Origin of the sequence: Pseudomonas sp. BW7P1 (assembly GCF_024981055.1) — a bacterium.
Taxonomy (GTDB): Bacteria; Pseudomonadota; Gammaproteobacteria; order Pseudomonadales; family Pseudomonadaceae; genus Aquipseudomonas; species Aquipseudomonas bananamidigenes.
The window spans coordinates 5,045,321-5,060,285 of sequence record NZ_CP103374.1; the positions used below are offsets into that span (position 1 = coordinate 5,045,321).

Below are 14,965 nucleotides of genomic sequence, written 5' to 3' on the forward strand. Positions count from 1 at the left end.
ATCAGGCCAACTGACTGCGCAGCTGCCGGGCTGCCGCGACCATATTGACCAGCGCCGCTTCGGTCTCCGGCCAGGCACGGGTCTTCAGGCCGCAGTCGGGGTTGACCCACAACCGCTCGGCCGGAATCCGCTTCACGGCCTTGCTCATCAGCTTGACCATTTCCGCCGTGTCCGGCACCCGTGGCGAATGGATGTCGTAGACGCCCGGCCCGATGTCGTTCGGGTAATCGAACGCTTCGAAGGCTTCGAGCAATTCCATGTCCGAGCGCGAGGTCTCGATGGTAATCACGTCGGCGTCCATGTCGGCGATGGCCTTGATCACGTCGTTGAATTCGCTGTAGCACATGTGGGTGTGGATCTGGGTTTCATCCTTCACGCCCGAGGCCGTCAGGCGGAAGGCTTCCACGGCCCAGTCGAGGTATTCCTGCCATTGCTCGCGGCGCAGCGGCAGGCCTTCGCGAAACGCCGCTTCGTCGATCTGCACGATTTTGATCCCGGCACGTTCCAGATCCGTCACTTCATCCCGCAGGGCCAGCGCCAGCTGTTGCGCCTGGACCTTGCGCGACACGTCTTCACGGGGGAACGACCACATCAGCATGGTCACAGGGCCGGTGAGCATGCCTTTCATGACTTTGTCGGTCAGGCTCTGGGCGTAGGTGATCCAGTCCACGGTCATGGCATGCGGGCGGCTCAGGTCACCGTAAATCACAGCGGGCTTCACGCAGCGCGAGCCATAGCTCTGAACCCAGCCAAAACGGGTGAACAGGTAGCCGTCCAGTTGCTCGGCGAAGTACTCGACCATGTCGTTGCGCTCGGCTTCACCGTGCACCAGCACATCCAGGCCCAGACGTTCCTGGACTTGCACCGCGTGGCGAATTTCGCTGCGCATGGCGTCGTGGTAGTCGTTGGCCGACAGCTTGCCCTGCTTGAACGCCTGGCGCGCCAGACGGATCGAACCGGTCTGCGGGAACGAGCCGATGGTGGTGGTCGGGAAGGACGGCAATTTCAAACGTGCCTGTTGCGCGGCGATACGTTTGGCGAACGGCGAACGGCGCTGGCTGTCGCTGGCATTGATCGCCTCGATCCGCGCCTGCACATCGGCCTTGTGGATACGCGGCGAGCGGGCACGGCTTTGCTGAATGGCGCGGCTCTGCGCCAGAGCGCTTTGCACGTTCGGCGCTTGTGGATCGTTCAGCGCATCACGCAGCACGGAGATTTCTGCGCACTTCTGCACGGCGAAGGCCAGCCAGCTTTTGAGTTCCGGATCGAGCTTGTCTTCACGCTCGACATCCACCGGACTGTGCAGCAACGAACAGGAACTGCTGACCCACAGGTTGTCGCCAAAACGCTCCTGCGCCGGTTGCAACTGCGCCAGTGCCTGCTCCAGTTCGCAGCGCCAGACGTTTCGACCATTGACCAGCCCCACCGAGAGAATCTTGTAGGTCGGCAGGCGATCCAGCACCTGGCCAAGTTGCGCCGGCGCACGCACGGCGTCGATATGCAAACCTTGTACAGGCAGGCCGACAGCGAGGCCCAGGTTGTCTTGCAGGCCACTGAAATAGGTCGCCAGCAGTTTTTTCAGCGGCGAATACTGAAGGATGTGATAGGCGCGTTCGAAGGCGTTTTTCCACGCTTGCGGCAGATCGAGGGTGAGGATCGGTTCGTCGATCTGCACCCACTCCACGCCCTGCGCCGCGAGGCGACCGAGGATTTCGTTGTACACCGGCAGCAGGCGCTCGAGCAGGTCGAGCTTGTCGAAGTCAGCGCCTTTCGCCTTGCCCAGCCACAGATAAGTCAACGGGCCGATGATCACCGGTTTGACGTTGTGCCCCAGCGCTTTGGCTTCTTCGACTTCATCGAACAGCTGTTCCCAGCTCAGCTTGAACTGTTGTTCAGCGGAGAATTCCGGGACCAGGTAGTGGTAATTGGTGTCGAACCACTTGGTCAGCTCCTGTGCATATTGAGTCTTGGCGGGCTCGCCGCCGCAGCAGGACGTCGTGGCACCACGGGCCATGGCAAACAGTGTGTCGAGGGTCGGCAGACCGCGTGCGTCGCGCACACCGTCGAAGCGCTCGGGAATCACACCGAAGGTCAGCGAGTGGGTCAGCACCTGGTCGTACCAGGCGAAATCGCCGACCGGCAACAGCTCGATGCCGGCGTCCTTCTGCAATTGCCAGTGCCTGGCGCGCAGCTCGCGGCCGACCTGATTCAGGGCCGGCTGATCGAGATCGCCCTTCCAGTAGGCCTCAAGGGCTTTTTTCAGTTCGCGGTCGGCGCCGATGCGGGGGAAACCAAGGGTGTGGGCCACGGCCATGTCGAGTGTTCTCCATTGAGTAAAAGATGGCGCCATTGTCGACAGCCGGAACAACATGAGACAAACTCAACCTTTTCGTGTTGATCACAAATTTCCCTCATGGAGCATGCAGTGCTTGAAATCCGTCACCTGAAAACCCTGCATGCCCTGCGCGAAGCCGACAGTCTGGTGGATGCGGCCGATCGCCTGCACCTGACCCAGTCGGCGCTGTCCCACCAGTTCAAGGAACTGGAAGAACGCATGGGCATGCCGTTGTTCGTGCGCAAGACCAAACCGGTGCGGTTCACCAGCGCCGGCCTGCGCCTGCTGCAACTGGCCGACGCGACCCTGCCGCTGCTGCGCGCCGCCGAACGGGACATCGGGCGTCTGGCCGGGGGCACCGCCGGGCGTCTGCACATGGCCATCGAATGCCACAGTTGCTTTCAGTGGCTGATGCCGACCATCGACCAGTTCCGTGATGCGTGGCCGGAAGTCGAACTCGACCTGGCCTCGGGTTTCTCCTTCGCTCCGCTGCCGGCCCTGGCCCGGGGCGATCTGGACCTGGTGGTGACGTCCGACCCGCTGGAAATCGCCGGCATCACCTATGTGCCACTGTTCACCTACGAAGCCATGCTCGCAGTGGCCAACCAGCATGCCTTGGCGAGCAAGCCCTACATTGTCCCCGAAGACCTGCTGAGCGAGACCCTGATCACCTATCCGGTCGAACGCGACCGGCTGGACATCTTCACCCGTTTCCTCGAACCCGCCGACATCGAGCCCGCGCAGGTGCGCACGTCAGAACTGACGGTCATGATGATGCAACTGGTGGCCAGCGGCCGAGGCGTGTGCGGCATGCCGCACTGGGCACTGCATGAATACAGTTCGCGGGGTTATGTGAAAGCCAAGCGGCTGGGAGAGAAAGGCCTGTTTGCGACGCTGTACGCGGCGATCCGCGCCGACATGCTGGACGCGCCTTACATGCGCGACTTCCTGCTGACGGCCAAGGACACGTCGTTCTCGACGCTGGATGGGGTCAGCGCGGCTCGTTGACGGTCCCACAGGGTCATGGGTGAGATCGAAGTTCACGCCACATATGGATCTTGTCGAAGTAGTCCTCGCCGACCCGCACCGCCATCGGCTCCAGCCCGAACTGGACGAAGCCGCAGCGCCGGTACAGGTTGAACGCGGCTGCATTGCCGGCGGTGACGGTCAGTTGAATGACTTTCAACGCCGGATGCCGCTGCGCTTCGTCCAGCACCGCCTCCATCAGTTTCAGGCCCAATCCGTGCTGACGGAACCCGGCCGACACATACATGCCGAAGACCGTTGCCTTGTGCCGGGCCTTTTCCCGAGCTTCGAACGCCAGACCGACGATACCCGCCAACCGACCGGCTTCGAACGCACCGAACACCACATCGAGCTTGCCGGTCAGGCGCGATTCCCACCAGCTCAGCGGCATCGCGGCCCGCTCGCGCACACTGGAAGTGAACGCCTGCGGATGCCGGTCGTAAGCCTCCAGCATCAACTCCCGATAGGCCAGCGCATGGCTGGCGTCGAGCCGCTCGATCCACATGTTCAGGCTGCCTTGCGTTGCTCAAGCATCAGTCGCACCGCCAGACTGCCGAGCACAGCCCCCATGAAATAGCGCTGCACCGCCAGCCAGGTCGGGTTGCTGGCGAACCACGAGGCGATTCCCGCCGCCGACAGGGCGATCAACAGGTTGACGCTGAAGCTGACGCTGATCTGGGTCAGGCCCAGAATGATGCTCTGACTGAACACCGAGCCGTGCTCGGGGGTAATGAACTGTGGGAAAACCGAAAGATAGAACACCGCGATCTTCGGGTTCAGGGCGCTGGTGAGAAAACCCATGGTGATCAGTTTGCGCGAGGAGTCCGCCGGCAGTGCCTGCACTTCGAACGGCGAGCGCGCGCCAGGTTTCACCGCTTGCCAGGCCAGCCACAGCAGGTACAGCGCACCGGCCCACTTCAGCACTTCATAGGCCATCGGCACCGCGAGAAACACCGCCGTCAGACCCGCCGCCGCCGCAAACATATGCACGAAGAACCCGGCGACCACCCCCAGCAGCGATGTGACCCCGGCCTTGCGTCCCTGACAGATCGAACGGGAAATCAGGTAGATCATGTTCGGCCCCGGCGTCAGGACCATCAGCAGTGCGGCGGCGGCAAAAATCAACAGGTCCGGCAACGGGATCATGGCGAAGTCCTTGGCGTGAATGATCAGGCGGTCGCAGTCAGCGAGGCTCGATGGAACGGCAGGATCAGGTCCCGTGTCAACGGGGCGAGAACCACATCGCCGTTGACGGCCGGGTCGATCCAGATCACCTCTTCGATCTCGGCCGCCGGCGACACTTCAGCGTCGATGTGCAGTTGAAAGATATCGGCCTGCACGACAAACCCCGGCTCGTTGGCAGCCGGTGCCGAAAACTGGCCGAGAAAACTCGCCTGCGCCGGATCGATCACCAGCCCCAGCTCTTCCTCCAGCTCACGGGCCAAGGCATGCACCGGCAACTCGTGGGGCTCGATCTTGCCGCCGGGCTGCATGAACGCCGTGGTGCCACGCTTGCGCACCAGCAGGGTCCGGCCATCGGGGCCGATCAGCAAGGCGGCGGCAATGCGAATGATGCGTGGGGTTACAGTCGATGCAGAAGTCATGGGTCCGTCACTGGCGTCGATAAAACCGCAAGGATCCCACGCCGATGACAGCGACGTCATCCACCCCGGGCTTCGAGCGCCGGTTCCAGGCCGTCCGGGACCTTGACGAACACCTTGTACCTTGCACCTTCCATGGCTTCGAAGCTGATCAGTTTGTCCACCAGCAGAGCGCTCAAGACCTTGCCGGCATTGAGCAGCAACATGCCGTTGTCGGCATTGAGATTGCGCGCCAGGATCATCCCCGCCGCCAGTTCCCGTGTGCCCAGCACCTTGACGTTCGGGTCGGCCAGCACGACATCGTTGAGGAACGCCGCGCAGACCTGAATGAAGTCTTCGACCAGGTCAGGATCGTACAACCTGCCGGCGTACTGGCGCAGGTACAGCAAGGCTTCGTCGCTGTTCATCTGCCGCTCCAGAATCAGCCCGCGCTGCAACTCGACGAAGTCCACCGCCAGCTTCAACAGGCGCGAGCCGAAAGGGATGGCCTCGCCCTTGAGCCGGTCGGGAAAACCGCTGCCGTCCCAACGCTCCTGGTGGTGCAGGATCAGACGCGCCGCATCCTTCATCGGATCGAGGGTCATCAGCAGCGACTCGCTCTGTTTCGGGTAGGCCCGATAACGGTCGCGGTCAGTGCTGTGCAGCAGGTCGGAAGGCGTGGTCATCATGCCGTCGGTCCAGCTCAGCTTGCCGATGTTGTACAGCGCCGCAGCCATGGTCAGGTCGCGACTGGCAGCTTCGTCCAGGCCATGCGCCTTGCAGTAGGCGCGCACCAGTTCGATGATCTGCCGGTTGGTCTGCTTGGCCGGCGGCAGACGCAGATTGGCCAGCAGCGAGAACACTTCGGTGCCGGTCACGTAACTGTGCTTGAGCTCCTCATAGGCCAGGTCGAGCATGTCGGCGGTCTGCTGCAGTTCGGCGGTGCGGGCGGCGACATGTTTTTCCAGGGTGCTGTTGAGCAGCCTCAATTGTTCGTTCTGTACCTGGGTCAGTTGTTCCAGGCGCTGGCGCTCGCGCTCCAGATGCTGGTGTTCCAGCGCCTGGCGCAGAACCAGGAGCATTTCCTCATCGTTCCAGGGTTTGCTGATGTAACGGTCGATCTGGCCTTCATTGATGGCCTTGATGATCGCCGACGGGTCGGCATAGCCGGTGAGCATGATCCGCGTGGTCGCCGGATAGAGCCGGTGAACCTGAGCCAGCAGCGTGGCGCCGTCCATGTTGGGCATCCGCGCGTCGCTCATCACCAGATCGACCGGGCGTTGCGCCAGTATTTCCAGCGCCTGGGCACCGCTGGTGGCAAGCAAGACGTCGTAGGGCTGGCCACGCAGCAGACGGCGCAGGCTGTTGAGGATCGGTTCCTCGTCATCGACGAGCAGAACCGCAGGTCGTCGGGCCGAAGTCGGGACGGGTTGCTCTTCCATGGCGAGGCCTCGCGCAAAACGGTGGATAAGGATGACGCACCGACAGACCGCCCCGCTTGCCCGCGCCTGCATGAAAGGCTAGATGATTTTGCGCGGCGGACCTGTAAATCCTCGTTTACAACACGACAGGCGAAGTCGTGTCCGGACAACTATGCTCAAGTCACCGAACAACACCATCGGCCAGTGCGCAGGCTTGAAGCGAGGGAAAAGGATGCTCCCGATGACGAAAGTGCGTGAACCCGCAGGCATGGCGTCATGAGCGCACAGCCCGGCCCGGTCAATCGCCGTGTGCTGATCGTCGACGATACGCCGTCGATCCACGACGATTATGCAAAAATCCTCAAACCATCCAGCGTTGCGGACGGCAATCTGGACGAAACCGAGAGCCTGCTGTTCGGCACCCCGTCCAGCGCGGCGGAATCATCCAGAACCCCCTTTGAACTGGACTCGGCCTTTCAGGGCCGGGAAGCGCTGGACAAGATCGAAGCCGCCCTGGCCGCCCGTCGTCCCTACGCCATGGCTTTCATCGACATGCGCATGCCGCCGGGCTGGGATGGCCTGGAAACCATCGAGCGGCTCTGGCAGGTCGATCCCAAGCTGCAAGTGGTTCTGTGCACCGCCTATTCCGATCATGCACTCGAAGAGATCGACCGCAGGCTGCCCCTGAACGATCGCCTGCTGATCCTGAAAAAGCCGTTCGATGCGATCGAAATCCGTCAGATGGCCAGTGCCCTGACCGTCAAATGGCAAATGACCGAAGACGCCGCGCTGAAGATGAATCTGCTGGAGCAGGCCGTGCAGGAACGCACGCGCGAGCTGTCCGATGCCAACATCATCGTGCAGAACAGCCCGACCATCCTGTACCGGCTGCGCGGCGAGCCGTCGTTTCCGCTGATGTACATGTCCCACAACATCACCCGCTACGGGCATGCGGCGGCCGATCTGGTGGGGGTGCAAAACTGGGCGCGAAAGCTGATCCACCCCGATGATCAGGCCAGTGTCGACGCCGCCATGGCCCGGGTGCTGGAGCGCGATGCCGTAGGCGCTTCGATCGAGTTTCGCCTGCACACCGGTGACGGCTCCTGGCGCTGGGTGGAGAACCGCTACGTGCCGGTGCGTGATCAGGATGGCCGCCTGCTGGAAGTCGAAGGGATCATTCTCGACATCACCGAGCGCCGGTTGGCCGAGGAAAAAATGGCCCATCTGGCCCGCACGGACGGCCTCACCGGGCTGGCCAACCGTGCCACGCTGATCGAGCGCCTGCACCAGGCCTTTGCCGCTGCCCGCCGGGGAGCGGCGCCCTTCGCGGTGTTCTACCTGGATCTGGATCACTTCAAACGGATCAACGACACCCTCGGTCATCCGGTCGGCGATCTGCTCTTGCAGGAGGTGGCGCGGCGGATCAAGTCCAGCGTTCGGGAAAACGACGTGGTGGCGCGCCTGGGTGGCGATGAATTCGCGCTCCTGCAACTGGACGTCAGTGATCCGACCCGGTCCGCCGCCATTGCCGCCAAGATCCGCGATGCGCTGCTGGAGCCTTATCACCTGGCAGGCAACGCCGTACACATCTCCGTCAGTATCGGCATCTGCCTTTACCGCTCCGCCAGTCTGGATGCGGACAGTCTGCTGGCCGGCGCCGACATGGCGCTGTACCGCGCCAAAGAGACGGGGCGCAACCAGTATCAATTCTATTCCGAGGAAATCACCCGGGAAGTGGCCGAACGCATGACCCTGACCGAGGAACTGATGACGGCCCTCACCGGGGGCGGCCTGAAACTCGACTACCTGCCGGAAGTGGACCTGCACAGCGGCAGGATTCTGGGCATGGCCGCGCAGGTCAGCTGGCAGCATCCCAGGCTCGGCCTGCTGCCGGCCTCGGCCTTCGTGCCGGCGGCGGAAAAGACCGGCGCGATCATTCCACTGGGGCGCTGGATCCTGAATCAGGCCTGCTGGCAGATGCGCCAGTGGCAGAACGAGGGCGTGGCACCGCCGGTGATGGCGATCAAGATTTCCCTGGCGCAGCTCAAGAGCGGACCCGAACTCATCTACGACGTGCTGCGCATCGCGGCCCGCTGGGAGCTGGCGCCATGGGATCTGCGCTTCGATGTCACCGAAGCCACACTGGCCCAGACCCAATGGACCCACAACGATGCGCTGCCACGCCTGCGCGAACTGGGTGTGACCATCGCCATCGATGACTTCGGCACCGAATATTCATCGTTCGATTACCTGAAGACCTACCGGGTCAATCACCTCAAGCTTTCCCAGTCCCTGATCGACAATGCGGCCCAGGACGATGAGGGGGCCGGCAGATTGCGGGCGATCGTCAATTTCGCCCGGGATCTGGGGATCGACATCAGCGCCGAGGGCATCCAGTCTTCGGATCAGGGCGCGCCCCTTGCGTCCAGCACAACGTTGAAGAGCGTACAGGGCTTGTGCCTCAGTGCAGCCGTCAGTCCCGAGCAGGCTGCCCGTTTGTTGAAGGCCGGGAGCGCGAGCACCCCGCTTGCCGGGGAGGACGACGGATGAAAGCGCCTTTTCCCCAGACCAACCGGCGGATCCTGATCGTCGACGACACACCGGCGATCCATGCCGACTTCCGCAAGATCCTCTGTCCCGACACGGAGAGCGACAGGGATCTGAGCGGCCTCGAACAGACGCTGTTCGGCACCCGGCAAACGCCGCACCTGACCTTCCAGCTCGACTCGGCCTACCAGGGCCAGGAAGCCCTGAAACTGGTGCAGGACGCGCTGGACGAAGGCCGTCCCTATGCCCTCGCCTTCACCGACATGCGCATGCCCCCGGGCTGGGACGGTCTGGAAACCGTCGAAAAACTCTGGGCGATCGATCCGAACCTGCAAATCGCCCTGTGCACCGCCTACTCCGACTACAGCTGGGAGGCCATGGCCGAACGCCTGGAATTCGGCGATCAACTGCTGATCCTGAAAAAACCGTTCGATTCGCTGGAAATCCGCCAGATGGCCAATGCCCTGACCTGGAAATGGCAGCTGGCCCAGGACGCAGCACTGAAAATGCTCAACCTCGAAAGAACCATCGAGGCGCGGGTGCATGAATTGCTCAAGGTCTCGCACCTGCTGCAATACGACAGCCTCACGGGCCTGCCCAACAGCACCTTGCTGGGGGACCGCCTGAGTCAGTCGCTGGCGGCCTGCCGGCGTCACGACAAACAACTGGTGGTGATGTTTCTCGGCATGGATCGCTTCAAGCGTATCAACAATGCACTCGGCCACCCCGCCGGCGACGAAATGCTCAAACGGGTCGGTCAGCAACTGCTGAACACCGTGCGCGAATCCGACTCGGTGTTTCGCTACGGCTCAGACGAGTTCGTGGTGATTCTCAGCGACATCGATCACCCCCACCAGACTCACGGCATCGCCGAAAAACTGCTGGCGGCCATCCGTATTCCGCAAACGATCCTCGGCCATGACCTCAGCGTCACCGCCAGCCTGGGCATCAGCCTCTACCCCGACGACGGTCTGGAGGCCATCGAGCTGATCAAAAAAGCTGAAACGGCCATGCGCAGCGCCAAGGAAAACGGCCCGAACGAGATCAGCTTCTTCATCGAAGCCATGAACCAGCGCGCCAGGGAACAGCAAGGTATCGAAACAGGCATTCGTCAGGCGCTGCAACGGCACGAATTTGTCCTGCACTACCAACCGAAAATCGATCTGGCCAGCGGTCGCGTGGTGGGTGCCGAAGCCTTGGTGCGCTGGCAGAAACCGGGGCACGGCTGGGTGTTTCCGTCGGAGTTCATCCCCGTGGCCGAAGACAGCGGCCTGATCGTGCCGTTGAGCAAGTGGGTGCTGGGCGAGGCCTGTCGCCAGACCCGGGAATGGCAGACGGCGGGCCTGCCGCCGATCCGCATGTCGGTCAACACCTCGGCCATCGACTTTCGCCAGCGTCTTTTCGTCGAGGGCATCGAACAGGTGCTGGCACAGACCGGGCTGGATCCCCGTCTGCTGGAGCTGGAAATCACCGAAGGCGTACTGATGCAGAACGTCGACGCCACCATGCGCGCTCTGAATCGCTTGAAGGTGCTGGGCGTCAGGCTGGCCATCGATGACTTCGGCACCGGGTATTCCAGCCTGAGTTATCTGCGACGTTTCCCCATCGATGTCCTGAAGATCGATCAATCGTTCATTCGCGGCCTGAGCCATGACAGCAACGACGCCGCGCTGGTCGGCGCGATCATCAGCCTGGGCAAGAGCCTGAACCTGAACGTCATCGCCGAAGGCGTGGAGACCGCACAACAGCTGGCCTTTCTCAGAGCACACCATTGCGAGGAGGGCCAGGGCTTCCACTTCAGCAAAGCCCTGCCGGCGGACGCTTTCGCCCGCCTGCTGGTTGCCGGCTTGCCCGGCCCGTGGAGCGCGGCATGAATACGCTGACGACGTACCGGTCATGCCGAGTTCTGTGCCTGATGCTTTTCGCTTGCTGCACCGGCATCGGTGCCGCGCCGCTGGACGAACCGCTCAAACCGTTGCCCGACATGCCGCGGCAGGATCCGGAACGGGTCGAACTGGGACGCCGGCTGTTCCACGACCCACGGCTGTCGGTGAACAACAGCCTGTCCTGCGCCAGCTGCCATCAACTGGACAAGAACGGTGCCGACAGCCGGGCCCTGTCCCTCGGGTTCGATGGCCTGCCGGTAGCGGTCAACACCCCGACCGTATTCAATGCCAGCCTCAACTTCCGCCAGTTCTGGGACGGGCGCGTGGAGACGCTGGAGGAACAAAGCAATGTCGTCATCACCAGCCCCCACGAGATGGGCAACGACTGGAACACCGTCGTGCAGCGGATTGCCGGCGATCCTGACTATCAGCGCTCGTTCGGCGCCGCCTACCCGGACGCCGTGACCAAAGCCAATATCCAGAACGCCCTGACAAGCTTCGAACGCACACTGCTGACACCGGGTTCACGTTTCGACCAGTACCTGCAAGGCAACACCGACATCCTGACCCTCGATGAAAAATACGGCTATCAGCGCTTCAAGGACTACGGCTGCATTGCCTGCCATCAGGGCGTGAACATCGGCGGCAACATGTATCAGAAATTCGGGGTATTCGGCGATTACATCGCCGACCGTGGCCATCCGACGGAGGCCGACCAGGGCCGCTTCAACGTGACCGCAGACGAGGCCGATCGGGCCGTGTTCAAGGTGCCGAGCCTGCGCAACGTCGCATTGACCGCGCCGTACTTTCACGACGGTTCTGCGCCCACGCTGGAACGGGCCGTGGACGTGATGTTCCAGTATCAGCTGGGGCGCATGCCGAGCGAGGAAGACAAGGCGCTGATCATCGAATTTCTCAAGACCCTGACCGGACACTGGGAGGGCCAGCCATGATGACCACCGTCTCGGGGCGGCGCAGCCTGCTGTTGCTCAGTCTGCTGGCCGTCGTGCTGGCCTCGATCCTGGTGTTTCTCTACCTCAAATCCAGCTCCGGGCAGACCACCACCTACACCGAGTCCCGGGACCTGATCCGTCAGATCAAGCAACAGGATTCGCAGTGGGAAAGCGAGGTCCTCAAGGCCCGGGTGGCAATCACCCACAATTACGACCCGCTGGTCTCGCCAATGAACGAGATGAATCGCCTGTGGGCACGCTTCGAATCCATGGAGCCCGGGCAGCAGAGTGACGAATCCGGGCAATGGGACCATGCCCGCGAACGCTTTCTGGACGCCATGCAGGAAAAGACCCGACTGGTGGAACAGTTCAAGTCGCACAACGCGCTGTTGCGCAACTCCCTGGCGTTTCTGCCGAGCGCCGAGGATGACATTCAGGCGCAACTGGCCAATCTGGCCGACCTCGACAAGATCCAGTTGCAGAACATCGTCACCGACACCTATGACCTGTTGCTCAGCGCCCTGGAGTTCGCTCAGGTCGCCTCCGACGACAAGGCCTCGGACATTGAAGTGGGTTTGAACAAACTGGCGGTGAATGCGCAACGCCTGCCGGCGAACTTTCAGATGCCGATCAGGATCCTCAGCGAACACATCGCTCTGATCCTGCGCGAACAACCGATCGTCAACCACCTGCTCGATCAGATCGAGGCGATACCCGTCGCCGAGCGGCTGGACACCATCACCAACATGCTCGACCTGGATCAGCAGCAGGCTGAACGAACGGACCAGAAGTACCATTTCTTTCTGCTGGTGTTTTCTGTCCTGCTGATGCTGTCGCTGCTGTGGCTGGCCATCCGCCTGATTCGCAGCTTCGCCGAGATCAACCGGGTCAATGCGGCGTTGCAGACGGCCAACGATGTGCTCGAACAACGGGTCGACGAGCGGACTCGCGAACTGAAGAGCGCGCAGAGCGAACTGCTCGACGCCGCACGCCAGGCCGGCATGGCGGAAATTGCCACCAACGTGTTGCACAACGTCGGCAACGTGCTCAACAGCGTGAACATCTCCTCCGACCTGATCTCGCGCAAATTGCACAGCAGCAAGGCCCTGGGGCTGGGCAAGGCGATGCAGCTGATCAACGAACACCCGCACGATCTCGGGGTGTTCCTGACCGAAGACGCCAAGGGCAAGCTGCTGCCCGGCTACCTCAATCAGCTGGTGGGCGCCATCGCCCAGGAACAGCAGGAAATGGCCGACGAACTGGCCCAGATGAACAAGAGCGTCGATCACATCAAGGACATCGTCGCCACCCAGCAATCCTATGCCGGGGCCAACAGCATGACCGAGCCGCTGTACATCAATGAACTGCTCGAAGACGCCCTGCGCATGAATGCCGGGGCGCTCACCCGGCATCACGTCACGGTGGTCAAGGAATACGGCGACGTGCCCCAGGTGATGGGTGACAAGCACCGCCTGCTGCTGATCCTGATCAACCTGATCAGCAACGCCAAGTACGCGATGGCCGACCTCAGCAACCGCCCACGGACCATGACCCTGGGGGTGAAGATCGTCGATGAAGGCTTTCTGGAAATCAGCGTCAGGGACGATGGCGAGGGCATTGCACCGGAGAACATGACGCGGATCTTTGCCCACGGTTTCACCACCCGCAAGGATGGCCACGGCTTCGGTCTGCACAGTTGCGCCCTGGCGGCCATCGAGATGAACGGCCACCTCACTGCCCACAGCGACGGGCCCGGACTGGGTGCCGTGTTCACCTTGCAGATTCCGCTGATCAAGGTAACGGAGCAAGCATGAGCGAACTGTCGAACCGCCGCATCCTGCTGATCGACGACATGCCGTCGATCCACGAAGACTTTCGCAAGATCCTGACGCCCAACCGGGCGCAGTCGGTGGCACTGGATGAAATGGAAGCGGCCCTGTTCGGTGCACCCGCCCATCCCCGACGGGACGTGTTCGAACTGGACTCGGCCTATGGCGGCGAAGAAGGCCTGGCCAAGCTCAACCTGGCCTTGCAGGAGCAATGCCCCTACGCCCTGGCCTTCGTCGACATGCGCATGCCCGACGGCTGGGACGGGGCAAAGACCATCGAGCAACTGTGGCTGCAGGATCCGCAATTGCAGGTGGTGGTCTGCACCGCCTATTCCGACTATTCCTGGGATGAACTGCTCGATCGCCTGCACGCCCATGACCGGCTGCTGATCCTGAAAAAACCCTTCGACAACATTGAAGTCCAGCAGATGGCCAACACCCTGCTGACGAAATGGCAGATGACCGAACGCGCGTCGCTGCAAATGCATCATCTGGAACACCTGGTGGACCAGCGCACCGCGCAGTTCCGCCAGGCCAGCGAGGCCCTGCAGCGGGAAATCGACGAACGCAAGCAACTGGAAGGCCAGCTGGTGCAATCGGAAAAACTCGCCTCGCTGGGGCAACTGGCCGCCGGCGTCGCCCATGAAATCAACAACCCGATCGGATTCGTTTCCTCCAACCTCGGCACCCTCGACGGCTACTTTCAGCAACTGCTGACCCTGCTCGGCGCCTGTCGGACCGCCGAACAGAGCCTGCCCGCCGAACAGGCCGCGCGACTGCAGCAACTGCGTGAACACCTCGATGTGGATTTTCTGCTGGAAGACATTCCGGTGCTGATCCGCGAATCCAAGGAAGGCATCGGCCGGGTCGGGCAGATCGTCAAGGATCTGAAGGACTTCTCCCGGGTCGACGCCCGACAGCAATGGCAATGGGCGAACCTGCAACAGGGGATCGATTCGACGCTGAACATCGTCGCCAGCGAACTCAAATACAAGGCCGACGTGGTCAAGGAATATCAGGACATCCCGGAGATCGAATGCCTGCCCTCGCAGATCAATCAGGTCATCATGAACCTGGTGGTCAACGCGGCGCAGGCCATGGGTGCCGAACGCGGCACCATTACCCTGCGCACCGCTGTGCAAGGGGAGTCGGCGATCATCGAAGTGGCCGACAACGGTTCGGGCATCGCGCCCGACACCCTGCAGAAAATCTTCGATCCGTTCTTCACCACCAAACCCGTAGGCCAGGGGACAGGCCTGGGTCTGTCCCTGTCTTACGGCATCGTGAAAAAGCACGGCGGGGACATTTCAGTCAGCAGCACGCCGGGAGTCGGCACCACGTTCCGCGTGCAACTGCCGTTGCGCCAGACCCGGCCTGCGGCCTGATGT

General features: G+C 62.2%; 11 protein-coding genes. 6 read left to right on the forward strand and 5 right to left on the reverse strand.

Annotated features, from left to right (window positions below):
* Window position 1: 1 nt before the first annotated feature.
* Window positions 2-2,314, reverse strand: a complete 2,313-nt coding sequence (gene metE, locus NWV16_RS22695; protein WP_260520841.1) for a 5-methyltetrahydropteroyltriglutamate--homocysteine S-methyltransferase — start codon at window positions 2,312-2,314, stop codon at window positions 2-4.
* 111 nt (window positions 2,315-2,425) lie between these two features.
* On the opposite strand from metE, the gene metR reads away from it, so the two are divergent.
* Window positions 2,426-3,343, forward strand: a complete 918-nt coding sequence (gene metR, locus NWV16_RS22700; protein ID WP_065258670.1) for a transcriptional regulator MetR — start codon at window positions 2,426-2,428, stop codon at window positions 3,341-3,343.
* 13 nt (window positions 3,344-3,356) lie between these two features.
* On the opposite strand, the gene NWV16_RS22705 is transcribed toward metR, so the two are convergent.
* Genes NWV16_RS22705 through NWV16_RS22720 form a run of 4 tightly spaced genes read right to left on the reverse strand, consistent with a single transcriptional unit; the run spans window position 3,357 to window position 6,383 of the window.
* Window positions 3,357-3,866 carry a GNAT family N-acetyltransferase gene (locus NWV16_RS22705; protein ID WP_260520842.1) on the reverse strand — a complete coding sequence of 170 codons (510 nt, stop codon included), beginning with the start codon at window positions 3,864-3,866 and terminating at the stop codon, window positions 3,357-3,359.
* 2 nt (window positions 3,867-3,868) lie between these two features.
* Entirely contained in the window at window positions 3,869-4,507 is a 639-nt protein-coding gene (locus NWV16_RS22710; protein WP_260520843.1) for a LysE family translocator, read from the reverse strand.
* A 23-nt stretch (window positions 4,508-4,530) separates the two neighbouring features.
* Window positions 4,531-4,965 (reverse strand): NUDIX hydrolase, encoded by a 435-nt coding sequence (locus tag NWV16_RS22715; protein ID WP_260520844.1) that lies wholly within the window; start codon window positions 4,963-4,965, stop codon window positions 4,531-4,533.
* Window positions 4,966-5,021: 56 nt separating this feature from the next.
* On the reverse strand, window positions 5,022-6,383 hold the full coding sequence (locus NWV16_RS22720; protein ID WP_260520845.1) for an HD domain-containing phosphohydrolase: 1,362 nt from the start codon (window positions 6,381-6,383) through the stop codon (window positions 5,022-5,024).
* A 255-nt stretch (window positions 6,384-6,638) separates the two neighbouring features.
* On the opposite strand from NWV16_RS22720, the gene NWV16_RS22725 reads away from it, so the two are divergent.
* From NWV16_RS22725 to NWV16_RS22745, 5 genes are read left to right on the forward strand one after another with little or no spacing between them, the layout of a single operon-like run.
* The gene (locus NWV16_RS22725; protein WP_260520846.1) at window positions 6,639-8,912 is read left to right on the forward strand and encodes an EAL domain-containing protein; all 2,274 of its coding nucleotides are present in this window, start codon (window positions 6,639-6,641) and stop codon (window positions 8,910-8,912) included.
* Entirely contained in the window at window positions 8,909-10,783 is a 1,875-nt protein-coding gene (locus NWV16_RS22730) for a bifunctional diguanylate cyclase/phosphodiesterase (RefSeq protein WP_260520847.1), read from the forward strand. The genes NWV16_RS22725 and NWV16_RS22730 overlap by 4 nt, the downstream gene beginning before the upstream one ends.
* A gap of 41 nt (window positions 10,784-10,824) precedes the next feature.
* Window positions 10,825-11,748 carry a cytochrome-c peroxidase gene (locus NWV16_RS22735; protein ID WP_260523573.1) on the forward strand — a complete coding sequence of 308 codons (924 nt, stop codon included), beginning with the start codon at window positions 10,825-10,827 and terminating at the stop codon, window positions 11,746-11,748.
* The gene (locus tag NWV16_RS22740) at window positions 11,748-13,562 is read left to right on the forward strand and encodes a DAHL domain-containing protein (RefSeq protein ID WP_260523574.1); all 1,815 of its coding nucleotides are present in this window, start codon (window positions 11,748-11,750) and stop codon (window positions 13,560-13,562) included. The genes NWV16_RS22735 and NWV16_RS22740 overlap by 1 nt, the downstream gene beginning before the upstream one ends.
* Entirely contained in the window at window positions 13,559-14,962 is a 1,404-nt protein-coding gene (locus NWV16_RS22745; RefSeq protein WP_260520848.1) for an ATP-binding protein, read from the forward strand. Before NWV16_RS22740 ends, NWV16_RS22745 begins: the two co-directional genes overlap by 4 nt.
* Window positions 14,963-14,965 lie beyond the last annotated feature (3 nt).

Coding starts and splice junctions, on each gene's coding strand:
- NWV16_RS22710 (WP_260520843.1), bottom strand. CDS start 4,507: ATGATCCCGTTGCCGGACCTGTTGATTTTTGCCGCCGCCGCACTGCTG.
- metE (WP_260520841.1), bottom strand. CDS start 2,314: ATGGCCGTGGCCCACACCCTTGGTTTCCCCCGCATCGGCGCCGACCGC.
- NWV16_RS22720 (WP_260520845.1), bottom strand. CDS start 6,383: ATGGAAGAGCAACCCGTCCCGACTTCGGCCCGACGACCTGCGGTTCTG.
- NWV16_RS22715 (WP_260520844.1), bottom strand. CDS start 4,965: ATGACTTCTGCATCGACTGTAACCCCACGCATCATTCGCATTGCCGCC.
- NWV16_RS22730 (WP_260520847.1), top strand. CDS start 8,909: ATGAAAGCGCCTTTTCCCCAGACCAACCGGCGGATCCTGATCGTCGAC.
- NWV16_RS22745 (WP_260520848.1), top strand. CDS start 13,559: ATGAGCGAACTGTCGAACCGCCGCATCCTGCTGATCGACGACATGCCG.
- NWV16_RS22735 (WP_260523573.1), top strand. CDS start 10,825: ATGCTTTTCGCTTGCTGCACCGGCATCGGTGCCGCGCCGCTGGACGAA.
- NWV16_RS22740 (WP_260523574.1), top strand. CDS start 11,748: ATGACCACCGTCTCGGGGCGGCGCAGCCTGCTGTTGCTCAGTCTGCTG.
- NWV16_RS22725 (WP_260520846.1), top strand. CDS start 6,639: ATGAGCGCACAGCCCGGCCCGGTCAATCGCCGTGTGCTGATCGTCGAC.
- NWV16_RS22705 (WP_260520842.1), bottom strand. CDS start 3,866: ATGTGGATCGAGCGGCTCGACGCCAGCCATGCGCTGGCCTATCGGGAG.